This window comes from Pseudomonas sp. WJP1, from assembly GCF_028471945.1.
Classification (GTDB): domain Bacteria; phylum Pseudomonadota; class Gammaproteobacteria; order Pseudomonadales; family Pseudomonadaceae; genus Aquipseudomonas.
The window spans coordinates 5,353,827-5,374,006 of the sequence record NZ_CP110128.1 but is presented as its reverse complement, the minus strand read 5'-3'; the positions used below and the strand labels follow the sequence as shown (position 1 = coordinate 5,374,006).

17 protein-coding genes and 1 tRNA gene are annotated in these 20,180 nt (G+C 60.0%); 9 read left to right on the top strand and 9 right to left on the bottom strand.

What is annotated here, in order from left to right:
- Nucleotides 1-126 precede the first annotated feature (126 nt).
- From OH720_RS24005 to OH720_RS23995, 3 genes are read left to right on the top strand one after another with little or no spacing between them, the layout of a single operon-like run.
- On the top strand, nucleotides 127-1,536 hold the full coding sequence (locus OH720_RS24005; protein ID WP_046816144.1) for a circularly permuted type 2 ATP-grasp protein: 1,410 nt from the start codon (nucleotides 127-129) through the stop codon (nucleotides 1,534-1,536).
- Between the two features lie 12 nt (nucleotides 1,537-1,548).
- On the top strand, nucleotides 1,549-2,499 hold the full coding sequence (locus OH720_RS24000; RefSeq protein ID WP_175390617.1) for an alpha-E domain-containing protein: 951 nt from the start codon (nucleotides 1,549-1,551) through the stop codon (nucleotides 2,497-2,499).
- A complete protein-coding gene (locus OH720_RS23995) occupies nucleotides 2,496-3,299 on the top strand; it encodes a transglutaminase family protein (protein WP_272603165.1) in 804 nt (267 codons plus the stop codon). Before OH720_RS24000 ends, OH720_RS23995 begins: the two co-directional genes overlap by 4 nt.
- A 147-nt stretch (nucleotides 3,300-3,446) precedes the next feature.
- Here the strand turns inward: OH720_RS23995 and OH720_RS23990 are convergent, their stop codons facing one another.
- Nucleotides 3,447-4,268, bottom strand: coding sequence for a c-type cytochrome (locus OH720_RS23990; protein WP_272603164.1), 822 nt, complete (start codon nucleotides 4,266-4,268; stop codon nucleotides 3,447-3,449).
- 599 nt (nucleotides 4,269-4,867) lie between these two features.
- Here OH720_RS23990 and OH720_RS23985 point away from each other — a divergent pair.
- From OH720_RS23985 to OH720_RS23975, 3 genes are all read left to right on the top strand, one after another.
- On the top strand, nucleotides 4,868-6,073 hold the full coding sequence (locus OH720_RS23985; protein WP_272603163.1) for an acetyl-CoA C-acetyltransferase: 1,206 nt from the start codon (nucleotides 4,868-4,870) through the stop codon (nucleotides 6,071-6,073).
- Between the two features lie 24 nt (nucleotides 6,074-6,097).
- On the top strand, nucleotides 6,098-8,242 hold the full coding sequence (locus OH720_RS23980; protein WP_272603162.1) for a 3-hydroxyacyl-CoA dehydrogenase NAD-binding domain-containing protein: 2,145 nt from the start codon (nucleotides 6,098-6,100) through the stop codon (nucleotides 8,240-8,242).
- Nucleotides 8,243-8,336: 94 nt separating this feature from the next.
- On the top strand, nucleotides 8,337-9,059 hold the full coding sequence (locus tag OH720_RS23975; RefSeq protein WP_272603161.1) for an amidotransferase: 723 nt from the start codon (nucleotides 8,337-8,339) through the stop codon (nucleotides 9,057-9,059).
- A 103-nt stretch (nucleotides 9,060-9,162) separates the two neighbouring features.
- Here the strand turns inward: OH720_RS23975 and OH720_RS23970 are convergent, their stop codons facing one another.
- From OH720_RS23970 to OH720_RS23960, 3 genes are all read right to left on the bottom strand, one after another.
- Nucleotides 9,163-10,134, bottom strand: a complete 972-nt coding sequence (locus tag OH720_RS23970; protein ID WP_008061792.1) for a magnesium and cobalt transport protein CorA — start codon at nucleotides 10,132-10,134, stop codon at nucleotides 9,163-9,165.
- A gap of 159 nt (nucleotides 10,135-10,293) precedes the next feature.
- A complete protein-coding gene (locus OH720_RS23965) occupies nucleotides 10,294-11,016 on the bottom strand; it encodes a lysophospholipid acyltransferase family protein (protein WP_272603160.1) in 723 nt (240 codons plus the stop codon).
- A gap of 214 nt (nucleotides 11,017-11,230) precedes the next feature.
- Nucleotides 11,231-11,920, bottom strand: coding sequence for a crotonase/enoyl-CoA hydratase family protein (locus OH720_RS23960; protein WP_272603159.1), 690 nt, complete (start codon nucleotides 11,918-11,920; stop codon nucleotides 11,231-11,233).
- Nucleotides 11,921-11,984: 64 nt separating this feature from the next.
- Between OH720_RS23960 and OH720_RS23955 the strand changes: the two genes are divergently transcribed.
- Nucleotides 11,985-12,143 (top strand): hypothetical protein, encoded by a 159-nt coding sequence (locus OH720_RS23955; protein ID WP_272603158.1) that lies wholly within the window; start codon nucleotides 11,985-11,987, stop codon nucleotides 12,141-12,143.
- Between the two features lie 85 nt (nucleotides 12,144-12,228).
- Nucleotides 12,229-12,318 (top strand) — tRNA-Ser (locus tag OH720_RS23950).
- An 80-nt stretch (nucleotides 12,319-12,398) separates the two neighbouring features.
- Here OH720_RS23950 and OH720_RS23945 read toward each other — a convergent pair.
- The 4 genes from OH720_RS23945 to phbB form a co-directional block, all read right to left on the bottom strand.
- On the bottom strand, nucleotides 12,399-12,665 hold the full coding sequence (locus tag OH720_RS23945) for a hypothetical protein (protein WP_272603157.1): 267 nt from the start codon (nucleotides 12,663-12,665) through the stop codon (nucleotides 12,399-12,401).
- 149 nt (nucleotides 12,666-12,814) lie between these two features.
- The gene (phaC, locus tag OH720_RS23940; RefSeq protein ID WP_272606509.1) at nucleotides 12,815-14,518 is read right to left on the bottom strand and encodes a class I poly(R)-hydroxyalkanoic acid synthase; all 1,704 of its coding nucleotides are present in this window, start codon (nucleotides 14,516-14,518) and stop codon (nucleotides 12,815-12,817) included.
- Between the two features lie 154 nt (nucleotides 14,519-14,672).
- Nucleotides 14,673-15,851 (bottom strand): acetyl-CoA C-acetyltransferase, encoded by a 1,179-nt coding sequence (locus tag OH720_RS23935; RefSeq protein WP_272603156.1) that lies wholly within the window; start codon nucleotides 15,849-15,851, stop codon nucleotides 14,673-14,675.
- Between the two features lie 64 nt (nucleotides 15,852-15,915).
- Nucleotides 15,916-16,662 carry an acetoacetyl-CoA reductase gene (gene phbB, locus OH720_RS23930; protein ID WP_272603155.1) on the bottom strand — a complete coding sequence of 249 codons (747 nt, stop codon included), beginning with the start codon at nucleotides 16,660-16,662 and terminating at the stop codon, nucleotides 15,916-15,918.
- Between the two features lie 270 nt (nucleotides 16,663-16,932).
- Between phbB and OH720_RS23925 the strand changes: the two genes are divergently transcribed.
- Nucleotides 16,933-18,060 (top strand): AraC family transcriptional regulator, encoded by a 1,128-nt coding sequence (locus tag OH720_RS23925; RefSeq protein WP_336299056.1) that lies wholly within the window; start codon nucleotides 16,933-16,935, stop codon nucleotides 18,058-18,060.
- Nucleotides 18,061-18,124: 64 nt separating this feature from the next.
- Here the strand turns inward: OH720_RS23925 and OH720_RS23920 are convergent, their stop codons facing one another.
- Nucleotides 18,125-19,996, bottom strand: a complete 1,872-nt coding sequence (locus OH720_RS23920) for a DUF3141 domain-containing protein (protein ID WP_272603153.1) — start codon at nucleotides 19,994-19,996, stop codon at nucleotides 18,125-18,127.
- Nucleotides 19,997-20,180 lie beyond the last annotated feature (184 nt).

Below are 20,180 nucleotides of genomic sequence, written 5' to 3'. Positions count from 1 at the left end.
GCATTTGCCGCACAGGATTGGTGCGGCGCTCGCGGGGTGATTATCCAACCGATTGAAATCTAAGCGTTTCTGCCGATGGCACGGGCCTTGCGAAGGCCTGGATGTCCGGGTGACAAGGAGTACGGCATGATCCGCACCTATTTTGATGAGATGTACGATGCCGGCGGCCAGGTCCGCCCGCATTATCGGGAGTTTGCCCGTTGGCTGGCCGAGACGCCTGACGAGCTTCTGGCACAACGGCGACGCGAGGCCGATCTGTTATTTCATCGCGCCGGGATTACCTTCACGCTCTACGGTGATGAGCAGGGGACAGAGCGCCTGATTCCCTTCGACACCATCCCGCGCAGCATCCCCGCCAGTGAATGGCGCGTGGTCGAGCGCGGCTGTATCCAGCGGGTCAAGGCGTTGAACATGTTCCTCGCCGACCTGTACCACGAGCAGCGCATCATCAAGGCCGGGATCATTCCGGCCGAGCAGGTGCTGGCCAACGAGCAATACCAGTTGGCAATGCAGGGGCTGGACCTGCACCGCGATATCTATTCGCACATTTCCGGCGTCGACCTGGTGCGCGACGGCGACGGCACCTACTACGTGCTCGAGGACAATCTTCGTACACCGAGCGGCGTCAGCTACATGCTCGAAGACCGCAAGATGATGATGCGCCTGTTTCCCGAGCTGTTTGCGGCCCAGCGCATTGCCCCGATCGACCATTACCCGAACCTGCTGCTCGACACCCTGAAAAGCTCAAGCCCCATCGATAATCCGAGTGTCGTGGTGCTCACGCCGGGGCGCTTCAACAGTGCCTTCTTCGAGCATGCGTTCCTGGCGCGGGAAATGGGTGTGGAGTTGGTGGAGGGCGCGGACCTGTTCGTGCGGGACGACAAGGTGTTCATGCGCACGACCGACGGGCCGAAAGCAGTCGACGTGATCTACCGCCGTCTCGACGATGCCTTCCTCGACCCGCTGGCGTTCAATCCCGACTCGATGCTGGGCGTGCCGGGGCTGTTGTCGTCCTATCGTTCCGGCAATGTCGTGTTGGCGAACGCCATCGGTACCGGGGTGGCGGACGACAAATCGGTGTACCCGTTCGTCACCGACATGATCCGTTTCTATCTGGATGAAGAACCGATCCTGAAAAACGTGCCCACGTGGCAGTGTCGCAACCCTTCTGAACTGTCCCACGTCCTGGCCAATCTGCCAGAGCTGGTGGTCAAGGAAACCCAGGGCTCCGGCGGTTACGGAATGCTGGTGGGGCCAGCGGCGACGGCGGCGGAAATCGAAGCCTTCCGCGCGCGCATCATCGCCAAGCCCCATGCCTACATCGCACAGCCGACACTGTCGCTGTCGACCTGTCCGACCTTTGTCGAAAGCGGCATCGCGCCACGCCACATCGACCTGCGTCCGTTTGTATTGTCTGGCCGTGAAACCCGGGTCGTGCCCGGCGGTTTGACCCGTGTCGCCCTGCGCGAAGGCTCCCTGGTGGTGAACTCCTCCCAGGGCGGCGGAACCAAGGACACCTGGGTGGTCGAGGATTGAAGGAAGCCTGACATGTTAAGTAGAACTGCCTCGGATCTGTATTGGATGTCGCGTTACCTGGAGCGGGCGGAAAACCTCGCACGGATGCTCGACATCAGTTATTCGCTGTCGCTGATGCCCCAGGATGGCCGCGGTAACGGCCTGCACGAATTGGCCATGCCGTTGCTGATTACCGGCACCCTGGACGATTACCTCGAACGCCACGGCGAGCTGCATGCCGAACGGCTGTTGCATTTCTTTGCCCTGGACGCGGCCAACCCGGCCAGCATCTACAGCTGCCTCGGCGCCGCCCGGGCCAGTGCCCACGCGGTGCGTGGCCGTATCACCGCCGACATGTGGGAAAACATCAACGCCACTTGGCTTGAGATTCGCGGCATCGCCGAACAGGGCCTGAGCCGCTATGGCATGAGCCGTTTCTGCGAGTGGATCAAGGAGCGTTCCCACCTGTTCCGTGGCGCGTCCTACGGCACCATCATGCGCAATGACGCGTTCCGCTTCATACGCCTGGGGACGTTCATCGAAAGGGCCGACAACACGTTGCGCCTGCTCGATGCCCGCTACGAAATGGCCGGCGATCAGGCCGAAGCGGTCAGCGACGGCACGGCCCACGCCTACTACCAGTGGAGTGCGTTGCTGCGCGCCTTGTCGTCTTTCGAGGCGTACACCGAGATCTACCGTGACGCCCCCGGTGCCCGGCATGTGGCCGAGTTGCTGTTGCTGCGGGCCGATGTGCCGCGCTCCTTGCGGGCCTGCACCGAAGAAATCGACCAGATCCTCGCGCAACTACCAGGGGCCAATGGCCGCCCCGCACAGCGCCTGGCTGCAGAGATGGACGCGCGTTTGCGCTACACCGGCATCAACGAAATCCTCGACGAAGGCCTGCATGCCTGGCTGACCGAGTTCATCCCGCTGGTGCGCCAGTTGGGTAACGCCATTCACAGTTCCTACCTGGAGGCTGCATGAGACTTTCCATAAGCCACGAGACCACCTATCACTACGAGGATCAGGTGCGGGCGAGCATCCAGTACCTGCGGCTGACCCCCCACGACAGCGAGCGCCAGCACGTGCTCAGCTGGCAGCTTGATCTGCCGCGGCCGGTGCGCGCGCAACTGGATCCGTTCGGCAACATCCTGCATGTGCTGACCCTGGACGAGCCCCACGAGGCGATCATCATCGGTGCCCGCGGCCAGGTCGATATCGACGAGTTGCGCGAAGCCGAGCACGAGAGCCAGTCGGCATTGCCGTTCCTGCGTTTCACCCGGCTGACCGAGGCCGACCCGGCGCTACGCGCGTTCGCCGACAAGGCCTGCAAGCAGCGCCGCGATCGTACGGCGCTGATCGACCTGATGCATGGCCTGAACCAGCACATGACCTACACGCCGGGCGCCACCGAAGTGGACACCAGCGCCGCCCAGGCTTTCGCCGGGCGTTCGGGCGTGTGCCAGGACCACACCCATGCGTTCCTCGCCTGTGCCCGCAGCCTGGGCGTGCCGGCGCGTTATGTGTCGGGGTATCTGTACAGCGAAAACAGCGAACACCTTGCCAGCCATGCCTGGGCCGAAGCCTGGCTCGATGACGCCTGGTACAGCTTCGATGTGACCAATGAACTGGCGCGGCCGGAGCGGCACTTGAAACTGGCGGTGGGCCTGGATTACCTGGACGCCTGCCCGGTACGTGGCATGCGTCGTGGGGGTGGGTGTGAGCAGATGCATGCCAAGGTGTTCGTATCGCCGACGCCTGTTATCTCCGTGCAACAACAATAACCTGCAGCACTGCACATCCCCTTGTAGGAGCCAGGCTGCCGGCGAAGGCGCCCTTGAACATTGCGCCAGTCTTGCGGGCGCCTTCGCCGGCAAGTCGGATCGCCGCACCGCTGGCTCCTACAGGGGCGTTGGGCGTGGGTCGTGTGTTCAGGGTTTAACCTTGCGCCCCACCATATGCTGCAAATACCCCACCAGCATCCGCAGATCCTCATCCGGCAACACCTCGGCCGAGAACCCCGGCATCTTCGCCTGCGGCCACTGGCGCAAACTCTGCGGATCGCGGATATAGCGCTGGAGGAAATCCGCGCCGAAGTACTCGGTCGGGTTGTACGGAACATTCAGGTCCGGGCCGAACTGCGAATCCCCGGCACCGTTGAGTCGATGGCACGCCAGGCAGTTCTTCTGAAACAGCGCAAAGCCCTTGTTCACCGGGTCATCGGCCTTCAACGCAGGATCTGGCAGCAGGGCAGGGAAGCGCGCCGCCACCGGGGCCATGCGCTTGATGCTGGCGACCTCGAACGGCCATTGTTCCGGGCTGATGTTGCCTGCCCGCGGATCGGTCCAGACCAGGTAGAACGGCCCGGCGCTGTGTTTACCTTCTGCCAGCGGCGGCCACGGTTGAGCCGGATCCTCGATCGCCAGCCAGGCTCGCGCGCCCTGGGTGTTGAGCAGCGGCCCTGCCGACAATTCGGCGGCAAAGCCGTCCAGCGCCACGGCTTGCAGGTGGTCGTCGGGCTTGATGTCGGTCAATAGCGCGGCGAGCGGCACGGCGCGATAGGTCATGTCACGCTTGTAGGACACGTCATTGCTGATGTTGATGGTCTGGACCTGAGGGTGCTTGAGCAGCTCCTCGGTTTGCCACGTGCGACTGTTCGCGCCCAGCTCCAGGTTCAGCTGTGCGGCATGGAGAGGCGTGCTGAGCAGCAAGGCCCCGAACACAATGAGCGTTTTCAAATGATCGCCATCCATGTCGTGGAAATGCCGCAAAGGTTGGCACAGCCACGCTGGCCCGGGAAGCGAGCCAGCCACATTTTTACGTGGCGATTAAAAATCTGCCGTCGTCTTTTTAAGGATCGACTAACCGATCACCTTGGTCAGGTTCGGCAAAATCAACAACAGAGTGGTGGCGAAAAGAATGAGCCCGGCTTGACGAACTTTCGATTGTTTGAACATGGCTGACCGCCTTTTTTTTGTTATTTCCTGATGCCTGCCTGGACATCTCCGTGACGGCAAACGTTGCACTTCCTGTAGGACGAGCGCCTCGGCAAAACCCGACGACAACTTCGTACTCCTTCACCTTAGAGCCCGCGTCACGCTTGGTTTAGATCCATTTAGTATGGTGTTCTCACAAAGTCCTATTAAAAAGGAATGAGGCCTATTGCCAGCTTCTTGGGCGGCCTTTTGCTAGACACCTGCGTGTCCTGAACCGGTTCACCGCCTGCTGGATGACCGTCCGTCTGAGCGTGCGCGTCAATGCCCTTGAGCGCTGCGGTCATTGAATCCGTCGCGCCATGGGCCAAGAGTGAGGGCTGTGTTTTTACTCACCTGCATTGCGGTTCGAGGACGTCATGACCCAAGCTTTGATTTTCGACGCGTTACGTACGCCCCGGGGCAAAGGCAAGGCCAACGGTGCCTTGCACAGCGTCAAGCCGGTGAGCCTGGTGGCCGGCTTGCTCACGGCGCTGCAAGAGCGAACCGACCTTGACACCAGCCAGGTCGATGACGTGGTGCTCGGTTGCGTGACGCCCATCGGTGATCAAGGCTCCGACATTGCCAAGACCGCGGTCCAGGTGGCGGAGTGGGACGTCAGCGTGGGCGGTGTGCAGATCAATCGGTTCTGCGCCTCGGGGCTGGAGGCGGTGAACCTGGGGGCGATGAAAGTCCGTTCCGGTTTCGAGGACCTGGTGGTGGTCGGCGGCGTCGAGTCAATGTCGCGCGTGCCCATGGGCAGCGATGGTGGGGCGTGGGCGCTGGACCCGCAAACCAACCTGCACGGCCATTTCATCCCGCAGGGTGTGAGCGCCGACCTGATCGCCACGCTTGAAGGTTTCACCCGCCAGGACGTCGATGCCTACGCCTTGCACTCGCAACAAAAAGCCGCACGGGCGCGGGTCGACGGGTCGTTCAAACGCTCATTGGTGCCGGTGCAGGACCAGAACGGCATCATCCTGCTCGATCATGACGAGTTCATCCGCGCCGAATCGACCCTGGAGGGCCTTGGCAAGCTCAAGCCGAGTTTCGAAATGATCGGGCAAATGGGTTTTGACGCCACTGCGCTGCGGGTCTTCAGCCAGGTGGAGCGGATCAATCATGTGCACACCCCCGGCAACAGTTCCGGGATCGTCGACGGCGCGGCGTTGATGTTGATCGGCTCCGAAGCCAAGGGCCGGGCGCTGGGCTTGCAGCCACGGGCGCGGATCGTCGCCACGGCAGTCACCAGCACCGACCCGACCCTCATGCTCACCGGCCCCGCGCCGGCCACCCGCAAGGCGTTGGCCAAGGCCGGGCTGCGGGTCGAAGACATTGATCTGTTCGAGGTCAACGAGGCGTTTGCCTCGGTGGTGTTGAAATTCATCAGGGACATGGCCGTCGACCCTGGCAAGGTCAATGTCAACGGCGGCTCCATTGCCATGGGCCACCCGTTGGGCGCCACAGGCTGCGCCATTCTCGGCACGCTGCTCGATGAACTGGAGAGCCGGAGCCTGCGCTATGGCCTGGCGACCTTGTGTGTCGGCGGCGGCATGGGCATTGCCACCATCATCGAACGTCTCTGAGCCCCGACTGCAAGGAACCTGTTTATGAGCCAAGCCATTCGCTACGAAAAGGGCCAGGACCGGATCGTCGTCCTGACCATCGACCTGCCGGGCCAGAGCGCCAACACCATGAATGCGCTGTACCGCGAAGCCATGGCCGACTGTGTCGCCCGTCTGCTGGCCGACAAGGACAGCATCGCCGGCGTGATCATCACCTCGGCCAAGAAAACCTTCTTTGCCGGCGGCGACCTCAAGGAGCTGATCAAGGTCGACAAGCCCCAGGCCAAGGCTTTCTACGATATGGTGCTGAGCCTCAAGGGCCAACTGCGCACCCTGGAAACCCTCGGTAAACCCGTGGTCGCCGCGATCAATGGCGCGGCGTTGGGCGGTGGCTGGGAAATCTGCCTGGCCTGCCAGTACCGCATAGCGTTGGACGATCCCTCCGTGCAACTCGGCCTGCCGGAAGTGACCCTCGGCCTGCTGCCGGGTGGCGGCGGGGTGGTGCGCATGGTGCGCATGCTGGGAATTGAAAAAGCCCTGCCGTACCTGCTCGAAGGCAAGAAAATCCGCCCGCAGCAGGCCTTGCAGGCGGGGTTGATCGATGACCTGGCGACTGATCGCGAGGCGCTGCTGAGCAAGGCGCGCACCTGGATTTTGGCCAACCCGACGGCGGTTCAGCGTTGGGACGTGAAGGGTTATCAGATTCCCGGTGGCACGCCGTCGAACCCTAAAGTCGCGCAGATGCTGGCGATTGCGCCGTCGATCCTGCGCAGTAAAACCCAGGGCACGCTGCCTGCACCGGAGAAGATCCTGTGTGCCGCGGTGGAGGGTGCCCAGGTGGATTTCGACACCGCGCACCTGATCGAAACCCGTTACTTCACGGAGTTGGTCACCGGCCAGGTCTCGAAAAACCTGATCGGCACCTTCTGGTTCCAGCTCAACCAGATCAATGCCGGAGGTTCGCGTCCTCAAGGCTTCGCACCTTACGTGACGAAAAAAGTCGGCGTACTCGGCGCCGGGATGATGGGCGCGGGCATCGCTTTTGTCAGCGCGTCGGCCGGTATCGACGTGGTGCTAAAGGACGTCAATCTGGCGGCGGCCGAGAAGGGCAAGGCGCACTCGGCGGCATTGCTGGACAAGAAAGTGGCGCGCCGGCAGATCAGCGTCGAGCAACGTGAAGCCTTGCTGGCGCGCATCCATACCACGGACAACGATGCCGACCTGGCGGGTTGCGACCTGATCATCGAAGCAGTCTTCGAGGACCGTGAGTTGAAGGCCAGGGTCTCCTCGGCCGCACAAAAAGTGGTGGGCGCCGATGCAGTGATCGCCTCCAACACCTCGACCCTGCCGATCAGTGGCCTGGCCACGGCGGTGTCGGACCCGAGCAAGTTCATCGGCCTGCATTTCTTCAGCCCCGTGGAAAAAATGCCGTTGGTGGAAATCATCAAGGGCACCGGCACCAGCGACGAAACCCTGGCCCGCGGGTTCGATTTCGTCCTGCAAATCCGCAAAACCCCGATCGTGGTCAACGACAGCCGTGGTTTCTTCACGTCCCGGGTGTTCGGCACGTTCACCAATGAAGGCATTGCCATGCTGGGTGAAGGCGTCTGCGCGGCGATGATCGAGACCGAGGCGCGCAAGGCCGGCATGCCGGTCGGGCCTCTGGCGATTTCCGATGAAGTTTCCCTGAGCCTCATGAGCCATATCCGCCAGCAAACCGCCAAGGACCTGCAGGCAGAAGGCAAGGCGCTGGTCGAGCACCCGGCATACGCCGTGATTGACTTGCTGCTCAGCGAATACAAGCGTGCGGGCAAGGCTGCCGGGGGTGGTTTCTATGAATACCCGGCGGGTGGGCAAAAACACTTATGGCCGGAACTGAAAACCCGCTTCGAAAAGGCTGACGGGCAGATTTCGCCAAAGGATGTACGCGATCGCCTGCTGTTCGTGCAAGCCATCGAAACCGTGCGTTGTGTGGAGGAGGGCGTGCTGACGTCGACGGCGGATGCCAACGTCGGCTCGATCTTCGGCATCGGCTTCGCTGCCTGGACCGGCGGTGCACTGCAGTTCATCAATCAATACGGGGTCAAGGACTTCGTCGCCCGCGCCCAGTACCTGGCCGGGCAATACGGCGAGCGCTTTGCACCGCCGGCCCTGCTGCTGGAAAAAGCCGCCAAGGGCGAGGCGTTTTAGGGATCGGTAACACACTGCGGGGCTTGCCTTGTCACGGTGTTTCAAGGCAGGCTCTGGGGTGTGCATTATTCCCATCACGTGTCAGGTATTTTTTATGTCGTTACGCATCTGCATTCTGGAAACCGACATCCTGCGTCCGGAGTTGGTTGACCAATATCAGGGCTACGGGCAGATGTTTAAACACCTGTTTTCGCAGCAACCTATCGCCGCCGAATTCACCGTCTACAACGTGATGCAGGGCGAGTACCCCAGCGATGACCTGACGTTCGACGCCTACCTGGTGACCGGCAGCAAGGCCGATTCCTTCGGCACCGACCCGTGGATCGAAACGCTCAAGACCTACTTGCTCAAGCGCTACGAGCGCGGCGACAAGCTGCTGGGCGTGTGCTTCGGCCATCAGTTGCTGGCGCTGCTGCTGGGTGGCAAAAGCGAACGGGCGACGCAAGGCTGGGGCGTTGGCACCCATAAATACAAACTCGCCGCCAAGGCGCCATGGATGAGCCCGGTGAAGGAAGAGTTGACCCTGTTGATCAGCCACCAGGATCAGGTCACCTCGCTACCGGAAAACGCCACGGTGATCGCCTCCAGCGATTTCTGCCCGTTTGCCGCCTACCACATCAACGATCAGGTGCTGTGCTTCCAGGGACACCCGGAATTCATCCACGACTATTCCCGGGCGTTGCTGGAAATTCGCCAGCAGGCGCTGGGCGAGCAGGTGTATTCGAAAGGAATCGCAAGCCTGGAAAGTGAACACCACGGCACTACGGTTGCCGAGTGGATGATGCGCTTTGTGGCGCACAAACCCGAAGCCGTGTAGGAGCCAGGCTTGCCGGCGAACCGGGCAACGCGGTATGCCAGGCGGGACGCCTTCGCTGGCAAGCCAGCTCCTACAGCGAATCTCACAGACGACTCGGTTTATCCTACAACCACCCCGACTTCTTGAAGCTCGCCCACAACCCCACACACCCCACCGTGATAAACGCCAGAACCCCGAAATACCCGTAATGCCAGGTCAACTCCGGCATGTTCTGGAAGTTCATCCCGTAAATCCCCGCCACCGCTGTCGGGAACGCCAGGATCGCCGCCCAAGCGGCAAACTTGCGCTGCACCACGCTCTGGCGTGACGCCTCCAGCAACACCCCGACCTCGATGGTCTGGCTGGCGATATCGGCCAGGGTCGTCAGGTCTTCCATCTGCCGCGTTACGTGAATCTGCACATCGCGAAAGTACGGGCGCATGTTCTTGTCGATGAAGGGGAAGCTCAGCTTTTGCAGTTCCTCGCCAATCTCCACCATCGGCGCCGCGAACCGGCGCAAGCGCAGTACATCGCGGCGCAGGCTGTGAAGTTTTTGAATGTCGCGCTCGTTCAGCGAGCTGCACATGACATTGCGCTCCAACTCATCGATTTGCGCATGAATGGCTTCGCCCATCGGCTGGTAGTTTTCAATGACGAAATCGAGGATGGCATAGAGTACGAAATCTTCCCCATGCTCCAACAACAACGGACGCGCCTCACAACGCTGGCGGACATGAGCGTAGGACGCCGAATGGCCGTTGCGCGCGGTAATGATGTAGCCATTGCCGGCAAAAATATGGGTCTCGATGAACTTGAGTTTGCCCTCTTCCATGATGGGCGAATACGTGACGATGAACAGCGCATCGCCGAAGGTTTCCAGCTTGGGACGGCTGTGTTTTTCCAGGGCGTCTTCAATGGCCAGTTCATGCAGGTTGAACTGGCGTTGCAGGTTGTACAGTTCCTCGGCGCTCGGCTCTTCAAGGCCGATCCAGACAAAGTGACCAGGCTTTGCAGCCCAGGCCGCGCCTTCGTCGAGGGTGATATTGGTGACTCTCTTGCCAGCACTGTAAACCGCAGCAGCAACAACTCTACCCATGATGTTGATTCACTTCTTCTTGGCAGCTTTCTATGGCAAATGACCTTGGCAGGCAGCGTTCAGCTTAGCCTTGTCTGTTACTTGAGAGTCAGTGAAATCTGCTGAGTTCGCAGGCGAAAGTTCGCAGGCAAAAGAAAACCCGCACAAGGCGGGTTTCTTTCAAGCGGCTTGCAGTTGTCGATCCATCGAATCGATGCATTCGCGCATCTGATCGCGACACTGGGCCATTAGCATGGGCATGTCATCCAGGCTCAATCCCGCGGTAGGAATGGCCGGCAGGGAACGGATGAGAATTTTCCCACTGCGCCAGCGGTTCAAGCGCATGTGTTTGACGTAACTGCTGACACACACCGGTACGATGGGCACCCCGGCCGCGATGGCCATCTGGAAGGCGCCTTTCTTGAACGGCAACAGTTCTTCGCCCAGATTGCGCGTGCCCTCCGGGAACACCCAGATCGAAGTGTCTTCGTTTTGCAGGGTGTGGGTGGTGGTCAACATCGACTGGCGCGCCTTCTGCGCATTGCCGCGGTCGATCAACACATTGCCGGCCAGCCAGAACAACTGCCCGAACAATGGCACCCATTTCAGGCTCTTTTTACCGATGCACACCGTGCGGCGGGGCACCACGTTGCCGAATACAAACAGATCGTAGTTGGACTGGTGGTTGGCGATGATCACGCAACTCTCGGGTTTATCCATCAACGGCCCGACGTCGGCCTTCACCCGCAGTCGCAGAATGCACATCGCTGGCCACGCATAGAGGCGCGCGCACAGGCGACTGTTGTCCGGATTGAACGGGCGACACAGGCCAAGCACCACGCCCAGCACACCCGCCACAATAAAGTGCAGGCCCATCAATGACATACGTAAAGCGAACAGCATTTGCAGGCCCCACCGGGACAAAAGGTGGCGCAGTGTACGGATGTGCACTGTTTTCGGCAATTGCCGCTATAGAGGCGGGAGATAGACGATGTTTGAGTACATGTTTCCGACTGATGGGTCAGACGTGTTCTAGAGCGGTTGTAGGGGTTTTCAGCGCGGCGCTTACGAAAAGCCCGACACGACGGTCGGGCTTTTCGTTGCTGCAGGTTGGGGCTTAGCCCATATGCTCCTGATCCAGCATGATTGCGTTGTCCAGGGTGTCCAGCAGTGCCTTGCGTACTTTGAGCTTGGTGTTCTTGTGCGCGGTCATGTTGATCTTCTTCAACTGACGCGCCGCCGCCAGTGCTGCACCTTGCAGCTCCTCGGCCGACACCACCACGTCAAGGAAACCGGCATCCACGGCAGACTGCGGATTGAACATTTCACCGTTGATCACCGAGCGGTGGAACGCCGATTTGCGCAGGCGATCTCGGGCCAGCTCGATACCGGCGTGGTGCATGGTCATGCCGATCTGTACTTCGTTCAGGCCGATGCTGAACGGACCGTCGACACCGATGCGATAGTCGGCGGACAGCAGCAGAAACGCGCCCTTGGCCACGGCATGGCCAGGGCAGGCCACGATCACCGGGAACGGGTGCGACAACAGGCGACGGGCCAGCGTCGAGCCGGCTGTCACCAGCGCCACGGCTTCTTTAGGGCCGGACGTCATGACCTTCAGATCGTACCCGCCCGACAGAATCCCTGGCTGACCGGTAATGATCACCACCGCGCGATCAGTCACTGCCTGATCCAGCGCAGCGTTGAACGCCGCAATCACGTCCGGAGAGATGGCATTGACCTTGCCGTTGCTCAAGGTCAGGGTCGCGATACCGTCTTCGAGGTGGTAGGAAATCAACTCACTCATGACGCTAATCCTTTCAGTAAAGTAGGGCAGACGTTACTCACCGCCACCATCCAGGTAAAGCGCCGTGACTGACTCGCCAGTCACGCTCCAGGCCTTCGGCATGCGCCACCCGGCCCGCCAGCTGTGCATCGCCAGCTATATAGAAGGGGATGCCAGGCCGGAGATTGGCCGGTTTGCCATGACCCAGGACAACCAGAAACAGCTAAGCGAGTTAAGCGCATGAAAATTCTGAAAAAAATGTTTGCCATCAGAAAAGCTTTCGACTACATTAGCGCGCCTCGACAGACAGAACTTGTTTGAAGAGATACGGTGAAGTGTCCGAGTGGCTTAAGGAGCACGCCTGGAAAGTGTGTATACAGGAAACTGTATCGAGAGTTCGAATCTCTCCTTCACCGCCACATTTATACGAAAAAGCCCTGATTATTCAGGGCTTTTTCGTTTCTGCGTTTCGGGAAAAAATTCCAGCCAGCGAGAATGCTTACCCTGGCATCGCCCAGGATTGCAGCGTGTAGCCTCCCTGGCTCAACTCGGCGCGCACTTCTTGCAGCAGGCTTTCCAGCTGCGCCGGGTCCGAATAGGTACTGCTTGGAACTTGTTTGCGACAAATACGCGTGCTGGCCCGGTCCAGGACGGACAGGCTCAGTTCGCCATTGCCGTCTTGCGGAGCCCAGGCGACGCATTGAAATGGTTCGAATGCCTGGCCGGCAATCAAGAGTGCTTCGTTGATGCGAAACGGGGTGCTCATGGAGCCTCTCTCCTTGTACCCAAACAAATGACGTGCCGCCGGTTGGGCTTACCGGCGGCTATCTATTGCGTTTGCGTGACTTGATCTTCGTCTGTGCGATCAAGCTGCGGTGTTGCAGGCAATGTTCCGCTCTGCTCCACAGCAGTCTTTCATTGCTTCACAAAACTGCCTGGAGCCGGCTCCAGAGGCGGGTATTTGTCATTGCCGGTGTGCGCAACCGCAGGTTGGCGCTCGCCGGAGTGTCCCTCCAGCCAGTTGAACCAGTCATTCCACCAGCTACCAGGTTGCTGCTCGGCATTCTTGAACCAGGTCTCCGGGTTTTTGGTGACCCGATTGTTGGTCCAGTAATGACGCTTCTGCTTGGCCGGCGGATTGACGACGCCAGCGATATGCCCGGAAGCGCCCAGTACGAAACGCTTGGGCCCGGAGAGCAGGTGGGTGCTGGCGTAGGCGCTCTTCCACGGCACGATGTGATCGTCATGGGTCGCCAGGATGTAGGCGGGAGCGTCGATTGCACGCAAATCCAGCTTGGTCCCGCAGCACTCCAGCTCGCCTGATTTCAAATCATTCTGCAGGTAGGTGTGGCGCAGGTACCAGCAGTACATCGGCCCTGGAAGGTTGGTGCTGTCGTTGTTCCAGAACAGCAGATCCAGTGGAATCGGCTTCTGCCCCTTGAGGTATTTGTCGACGTTGTAGTTCCACCACAGCTCGTTGGGGCGCAGCAGGGAAAAGGTATTGCCCATGTCCTCGCCACGGAACAGACCGATGGGGCCGTTCACACCACCAATGGTGCGCTCGCGGTAGGCCACCAGTTCTTCATCGACGAAGATGTCGATCGGGCCGGTATCCAGATAATCCAGGAACGTGGCGAACAGGCTCAGGCTGGCGATCTCGCGGTCGCCACGTGCCGCCAGTACGGCCAACGCGGTGCTCAACAAGGTGCCGCCGATGCAGAAGCCCACGCAATTGATTCGCTGCTGGCCACTGATCTCGCGGGTGACTTGCAGGGCGTTGATTACCCCGTGCTCGATCAGGTCATCCCAGGTGGTGCCGGCGTGTTCCTGGTCAAAATTGCGCCAGGAGACCAGGAATACGGGGTGCCCCTTTTCCAGCAGGTGGCGGACCATCGAGTTGTCCGGGCGCAGATCGAGGATGTAGTACTTGTTGATCGACGGCGGTACGACGAGCACCGGCTGCTTGTACTGGGTTTCGCTTTGCGGGTAGTACTGGATGAGTTGGAAGATCTGATTCTCGAAGACGACTTCGCCCGGGGTATTGGCCAGGTCGACGCCAACCTTGAAGGCGCCGCTATCGCACTGGCGCATCTTGCCTTCATTCATGTCGCTGGCCAGATGCTGCATCCCTGTGATCAGGCTGGCGCCTTGGGTCTCGACCGCACGCTGCAATGCATCAGGGTTACTGGCCAGGAAATTGCTCGGTGCGCTGGCGGCAATGGCTTGCTCCACCAGATAGCGCAGGCGTTGGCGTGCTTTCTTTTCGTCGATCAGCAGCTTGTCGAGCAGTTTCAGCAGGAAGCTGGAGTTGAGCAGGTAAAACGCGGCGAGCGAGCCGAACAGTGGTGCGCTCCAGTTGCCGCTGGTGAAACGTCGATCATCGAAACTGAAGGGCTGGCCGGTCAGCAGTTTTTGGCCGAGTTGAGCCCATTCAACCTGGTAGTCCGCTTGAAGGCTGTCCAGGGTTTCGCGAGGCAGGTCGAACCAGGTGTCGTGGTCATGCCCGGAAAACCAGGGATTGCTGTTCACCCACAGGCGCAGTTGTTGCACTGCAAAAGAGGCGATGAACGGAACCTGTCCTGACCAGAAGGTTTTGAATGTATGCGCGTTGTTGTCCATAAATTTCATACCGATGTGCCGGGCAGAAAAAAGCCGCGCTATACCGGATTGCGGCGTAGCGACGGCAAGGGAGGCGGGCAACGTTGTCTGATGCCAGCCTGATGCGCGGAGCCAGGGGACCAGGTCCGCGCATTGGCTATTCGGATGCCGGTGGTTAGCGTTCGATAGCCAGGCCGACGCCTTGTCCGCCACCGATGCACAAGGTGGCCAGTCCTTTCTTGCCATCGCGACGGATCAGTTCGTGCACCAGCGACACCAGGATCCGTGCCCCCGACGCGCCGATCGGATGGCCAAGGGCGATCGCGCCGCCGTTGACGTTGACTTTGCTGGTGTCCCAGCCCATCTCTTTGCCAACCGCCAGCGCCTGGGCGGCGAAGGCTTCGTTGGCTTCGATCAGGTCCAGGTCCTCGACGTTCCAGCCGGCCTTTTGCAGGGTCAGGCGTGTCGCCGGGACCGGGCCGATGCCCATGATCGACGGGTCTACACCGGCGCTGGCATACGCTTTGATCTTGGCCAGTACCGGGAGGCCCAGCTCTTGGGCTTTGGCGGCGCTGGCCAGCAACAGCACGGCCGCACCATCGTTGAGGGTCGAGGCGTTGCCGGCGGTCACGCTGCCGTCTTTCTGGAAGGCCGGCTTGAGTTTTGCCAAGGCTTGCGCGGTGCTGTCGACACGCGGCTGTTCGTCGGTGTCGAAGGCCAGCGGTTCACCCTTGCGCTGAGGGATCAGGATCGGGGTGATTTCGCTCTGGAAACGCCCGCCCTCGATGGCGGCGGCGGCCTTCTGTTGCGAAGCGGCAGCGAAGGCATCCTGTGCTTCACGGGAGATTTCGTACTTCTGCGCCAGGTTCTCGGCGGTGATACCCATGTGGTAGTCGTTGAAGGCGTCCCACAGACCATCCTGGATCATGCTGTCCTGCAATTGCGCATGGCCCATGCGCAGGCCGGTGCGAGCCTTGGGCAGGACATAGGGGGCCAGGCTCATGTTTTCCTGGCCGCCAGCAATGATCAGTTCCGCGTCGCCGCAACGGATGGCCTGGACGGCGAGGTGGACCGCCTTGAGGCCGGAGCCGCAGACCTTGTTCAAGGTCAGGGCTGGGGTGGTGTGGGGCAAGCCTGCCTTGATTGCGGTCTGGCGCGCCGGGTTTTGCCCGGCACCGGCAGTGAGTACCTGGCCGAGGATCACTTCATCAATTTGCGCAGCTTCGACACCCGTCTGCTCCAGCAGGCGGCGAATCACTGCGGCACCCAGTTCGGTCGCGGGAATTGCAGACAAAGCACCCTGGAAACTGCCAATGGCGGTACGAGTAGCGGCAACGATTACGACTTCGTTCATGCATGACCTCATGGAAAAGACAAAATTCGACGAGCAAACCAGGGCATTCATGCCCTGGTCAGGGTTACTGCATGTTCATGCCGCCGTTTACCGAGAAGTCGGCACCGGTGCTGTAGGCAGACTCATCGGACGCCAGCCAGGCCACGATCGAGGCGATCTCTTCCGGCAGGCCAAGGCGACCCACCGGGATGCCCGAGATCATGCCTTCGAGAATGTCCGGCCGAATGGCCGCGGTCATGGAGGTCTGGATGTAGCCTGGGGATACGGTGTTGACGGTCACGCCCTTGCCGGAGACTTCCCGGGCCAGTGCCATGGTGAAACCATGGATGCCAGCCTTGGCGGCGGAGTAGTTGGTCTGGCCGAACTGGCCACGCTGACCGTTGATCGAGGAGATATTGATGACCCGTCCCCAACCCTTGGAGAGCATGCCTTCAATGACCTGCTTGGTGGTGTTGAACAGGCCTGTCAGGTTGGTCCCGATCACGCTGTTCCAGTCTTCTGGAGTGAGCTTGCGAAAGGACGCATCGCGGGTGATGCCGGCGTTGTTGACCAGCACATCGATCTGGCCGAATTGTTCACGAGCCATCTCGAAAGCCTTGCGGGTTGTCTCCCAGTCGGTGACGTCGCCATAGATGAACTCGAACTCATAACCCGCCTCGCGCTGGCTGGCAGCCCAGTCGTTCTTGCGGCTGGAATCAGAACTGCAGCCGACGATTACCTTGAATCCTTCCTTGTACAGACGCTGGCTGATTGCCGTACCAATACCGCCCATACCACCCGTTACCAAAGCAATACGACTACGCGATTCCATACATCTACTCCATTTCTTTTGCGCTGCAGGAGTGGGGATTGTTGGTTATCGACGGGTCGTGCGGGAAGTGTTTGAAGGTGACGTTCTCCTGTCCTTCGGTGCCACGCGGGAAGGGAGGGGGGTGGCAAAAAGCGAGGAGTACCTATACTGGATCAATACTTAGAACTGAATGGATAGTTAATATTTCTGCAACAGAGTTGAAATATGTTCTACACGTGTCAGCATCGGCTCCGGACAGGACGTTCGGTTCCACTGGTCATTGAGGACGCCATGTATAGGATTAGTTCAGGTTATGCCAGCATGCTGGCGAATACGTTTTTGGCCCAGGGCCTCGACCTCGCCGGTTTGTGCGAGGAGGCGGGACTGGATGTCGGGTTCGTGAATAAACCAGGAGCATTCTGCGAGCGAAGCGTTATCTATCGTCTTTGGGAGCTGGCGGCCGAGGCTTCGAATGATCCCAATATCGGTTTGAAAGCCTACGGGGAATTCCACCCCAGCAGTTTCCAGATCGTGGGTTACACGATGATGTCCAGTTCGAACCTGAAAAGGGCGCTTGAGCGCCTGGTTCGGTTCAGCCCGTTGATCGGTACCGGGTTCAGCCTTTTTCTGGTCCAGGAGGAGCAGCATTATCGATTGGCCAGTCTCGATCATCAGCAACATGGCTCGGTCAAACCCCGGCAATACACAGATGCAGCCCTGGCGTCGCTGCTGGGTTTCTGCCGTTGGCTGGCAGGTGGCAAGTCGCCGCAACCCTTGAGTGTGGAGTTCACTTATCCCGAGCCTGAAGACACGTCGCAGCATCAGCGGCTTTTTGGCTGTCCGCTGAGTTTCGGCGCGGCCTATGACAGCATCCTGTTCGATGGCCAGGAGCTCCTGACGCCATTGAGCATGGCCAACGAGGCGCTGGCCACGCTGCATGACAGTTTTGCCGTGGCTCAATTGGACCTGTTGTCCGGTTACTCGATCGTTGGCAGGATTCGCGGCCTGGTGACCGAACGCTTGAGTCAGGGGCAAGGCCAAGGGCAATGTGACATGGAGTCGATTGCGGCAGCTCTGAACATCAGCAAGCGCACGTTGCAACGAGGCCTTGAGAAGGACGGCACGCAATTCAAGGATGTGCTCAACGATGTGCGGCGGCAGATGGCCGAATTCTATTTGCGCCACTCTCATTACAACCTCAAGCATGTGACCCACCTGCTCGGATTTCATGATCACAGCAGCTTCCATAAGGCATGCACCCGCTGGTTTGGCATGACCCCCGGACAATATCGTGCCCATGAGACATTGCCTGTGCTCAAGGACCCCTTGCCGGTGCGACCCCTGAGCGCTATTGGTCGGTGCGGGGATCACAAGATCCCAGGCTTCGCCAGCGACTACGTCGAACGGATGCACCGCTAATTTCCTGTGAAGGTTCATTGAGAGATGGGGCTCCACGAGGGCCTCCTGCAGGATGACAACCGATTCACCGGGCGTTCGGCTCAGGTGCCTGGACATTTCGCGCAGGCTGGGTGCTGGTGAAGGCGCCCAGTGCGCCGTAAATACTGTAAAAACAGATCTCCTGAGTGGCGTCACGCACATCGCGGTACGCATTCAGGGTGTCTTGCATCTGGTCGGAGAACAGCTCCTGCCATGCCAGCAACGGGTTGTCCTGGTGTACGGGACGACGATGACGGTTGACCGTGGAAATTGTCCCGGGTAACCACCACAGCGCCGGATTCAGGCTGCTCCAAAACAATTGCTGCTGATGGAAGGGGTGTGTCCTGCGCATCCATTCGGCCATGGGCTCGTTGACGATCTGACGCAGCCACGGGCGTATCGATCCGTCGTAAAACGCGCTGTTGATTTCAGAGGCGCGCACTACGGTAGAGAATTCGCGATCGTCATCACGGGCCGGCTCGACGTCATCGTGGATATCGGCAATTCGCCTTGATTCGAAACGCACTTGGTAATGCACGTCATCGCTGCCTGAAGGGGCCGGCAGATCGTCGATCAGCATTTCATGCAGCCCCGGCGGCAGCGCATAGATGGCTTCGACCGCGCCGAGCAGCCCGCGGTGTTCGCGTCGCGCGACCTGGCCGGAAACAAAGATCCCCAAATGGCCGATGCTGGCATGCCGCAGGTAGACGATGGTGCGGCCTGCCTCCTGCAAGGCGAGATCGCTGGAATAGACATCGGCGATCCAGTTCAATGCCTGCTGGGGAGGGGTGATGTTGTCGCCATAGGAGCAGAACACCACCACCGGCACTTCGATCCGTTTCAGGTCGATACCGTTGCTCTTGCGGTCGGGACCGCCCGACAGTTGGTTGCCGATGAACAGATCATCGACAATCATCTCGATCTCTTCACCATTGAGCAGGGTCGGGCTGCCCCACCAGCGTTCGAAGTCGAGGAAGCGCCCGGCCTCATTGTCGACCTGGCTGAACAGCTGGTAGTACTTGCCCCAATAGGTGTTGGCCGGGTCGAGGTTTTCGAAGTTGCTGACCAGCCAGGTACCGTCAAATCGGCCATTGCCCAAGTCGCTGCCAAGGCGAGCCATCCAGCCGCCACCCAGCAGGCCGCCGGTATAGCGCATTGGATTGCGTCCATTGACGCCTGCCCAGTAGGACAAGGGGGCGCCGTTGATAATGATCAGTCCCGGCAGTTCCGGTCGTGTGGCCGCCAGTCCCATCAAGGCCCAGCCCGCCTGACAGTTACCGATGATGATCGGCTTGCTGTTGGCCGGGTGCAGGGCGCTCACGGCTTCGATGAACCGGGCCTGGGCCTGGACGATATCGTCCAGGGTTTGCCCAGGCTGTGGCGAGTGACTGAAAGAGATGAAGTAGGTGGGGTGCCCGGCCCTGAGGCTCTCACCTATGATCGAATCCTGCTTGAAGCCGCCGATTCCCGAACCATGTCCGCCGCGCGGGTCAATGATGATCACCGCCTGGCTGTTGCCGTCGATTTTTTGCTCGGGGCCGGGGAGGATCCGCAGCAGCGAAAAGTTGACCGGGCGTGGAAGATCAGGGCCTGCGATCAGGGTTTCATGATCGAACTTGAGCAGCAGCGGATACCCGGCGCTTTCATGGGCCAGCCTGTTGTCCCCGCGTTGGCGCAGGGTGTCCCAGAACAGCAGGCAGCGTTGGCCGAAGTCGATGACATATTCCTGCCATTGAGCAGGTGTAGGTTGTCTGAGTTGACCTCGTTTGAGGGGGGCGAGGGTTTTTTTCTGGCGCTGGCGCACAGCCTCAAGGACGTTCAGCGCATTGAGGCGCTGCAGGTGACTCAGGTGTTCCCACAGGCCGCGTTGTGAGGAGGGCTGTTCATGTTGCGATGCACTAATGTCTTTCTGGTCCATGGGGATCTCCTGACGATCTGCATGTCAGGAGTCTATAGCGAATATCCACAGGAAGGAAAAGTCTTTTGTGCGGCGCACAAAAAATCGTTGCCAAAAGAAATTGTGCACTGCAATATAAAGCCTAACGCGATGACCGGCAGGATCGCTATCGCGTCCTCAGGCCCGAGTCGGCCTTCTAACCAGG

Coding starts and splice junctions, on each gene's coding strand:
- OH720_RS24005 (WP_046816144.1), top strand. CDS start 127: ATGATCCGCACCTATTTTGATGAGATGTACGATGCCGGCGGCCAGGTC.
- OH720_RS24000 (WP_175390617.1), top strand. CDS start 1,549: ATGTTAAGTAGAACTGCCTCGGATCTGTATTGGATGTCGCGTTACCTG.
- OH720_RS23995 (WP_272603165.1), top strand. CDS start 2,496: ATGAGACTTTCCATAAGCCACGAGACCACCTATCACTACGAGGATCAG.
- OH720_RS23990 (WP_272603164.1), bottom strand. CDS start 4,268: ATGGATGGCGATCATTTGAAAACGCTCATTGTGTTCGGGGCCTTGCTG.
- OH720_RS23985 (WP_272603163.1), top strand. CDS start 4,868: ATGACCCAAGCTTTGATTTTCGACGCGTTACGTACGCCCCGGGGCAAA.
- OH720_RS23980 (WP_272603162.1), top strand. CDS start 6,098: ATGAGCCAAGCCATTCGCTACGAAAAGGGCCAGGACCGGATCGTCGTC.
- OH720_RS23975 (WP_272603161.1), top strand. CDS start 8,337: ATGTCGTTACGCATCTGCATTCTGGAAACCGACATCCTGCGTCCGGAG.
- OH720_RS23970 (WP_008061792.1), bottom strand. CDS start 10,134: ATGGGTAGAGTTGTTGCTGCTGCGGTTTACAGTGCTGGCAAGAGAGTC.
- OH720_RS23965 (WP_272603160.1), bottom strand. CDS start 11,016: ATGCTGTTCGCTTTACGTATGTCATTGATGGGCCTGCACTTTATTGTG.
- OH720_RS23960 (WP_272603159.1), bottom strand. CDS start 11,920: ATGAGTGAGTTGATTTCCTACCACCTCGAAGACGGTATCGCGACCCTG.
- OH720_RS23945 (WP_272603157.1), bottom strand. CDS start 12,665: ATGAGCACCCCGTTTCGCATCAACGAAGCACTCTTGATTGCCGGCCAG.
- phaC (WP_272606509.1), bottom strand. CDS start 14,518: ATGGACAACAACGCGCATACATTCAAAACCTTCTGGTCAGGACAGGTT.
- OH720_RS23935 (WP_272603156.1), bottom strand. CDS start 15,851: ATGAACGAAGTCGTAATCGTTGCCGCTACTCGTACCGCCATTGGCAGT.
- phbB (WP_272603155.1), bottom strand. CDS start 16,662: ATGGAATCGCGTAGTCGTATTGCTTTGGTAACGGGTGGTATGGGCGGT.
- OH720_RS23925 (WP_336299056.1), top strand. CDS start 16,933: ATGTATAGGATTAGTTCAGGTTATGCCAGCATGCTGGCGAATACGTTT.
- OH720_RS23920 (WP_272603153.1), bottom strand. CDS start 19,996: ATGGACCAGAAAGACATTAGTGCATCGCAACATGAACAGCCCTCCTCA.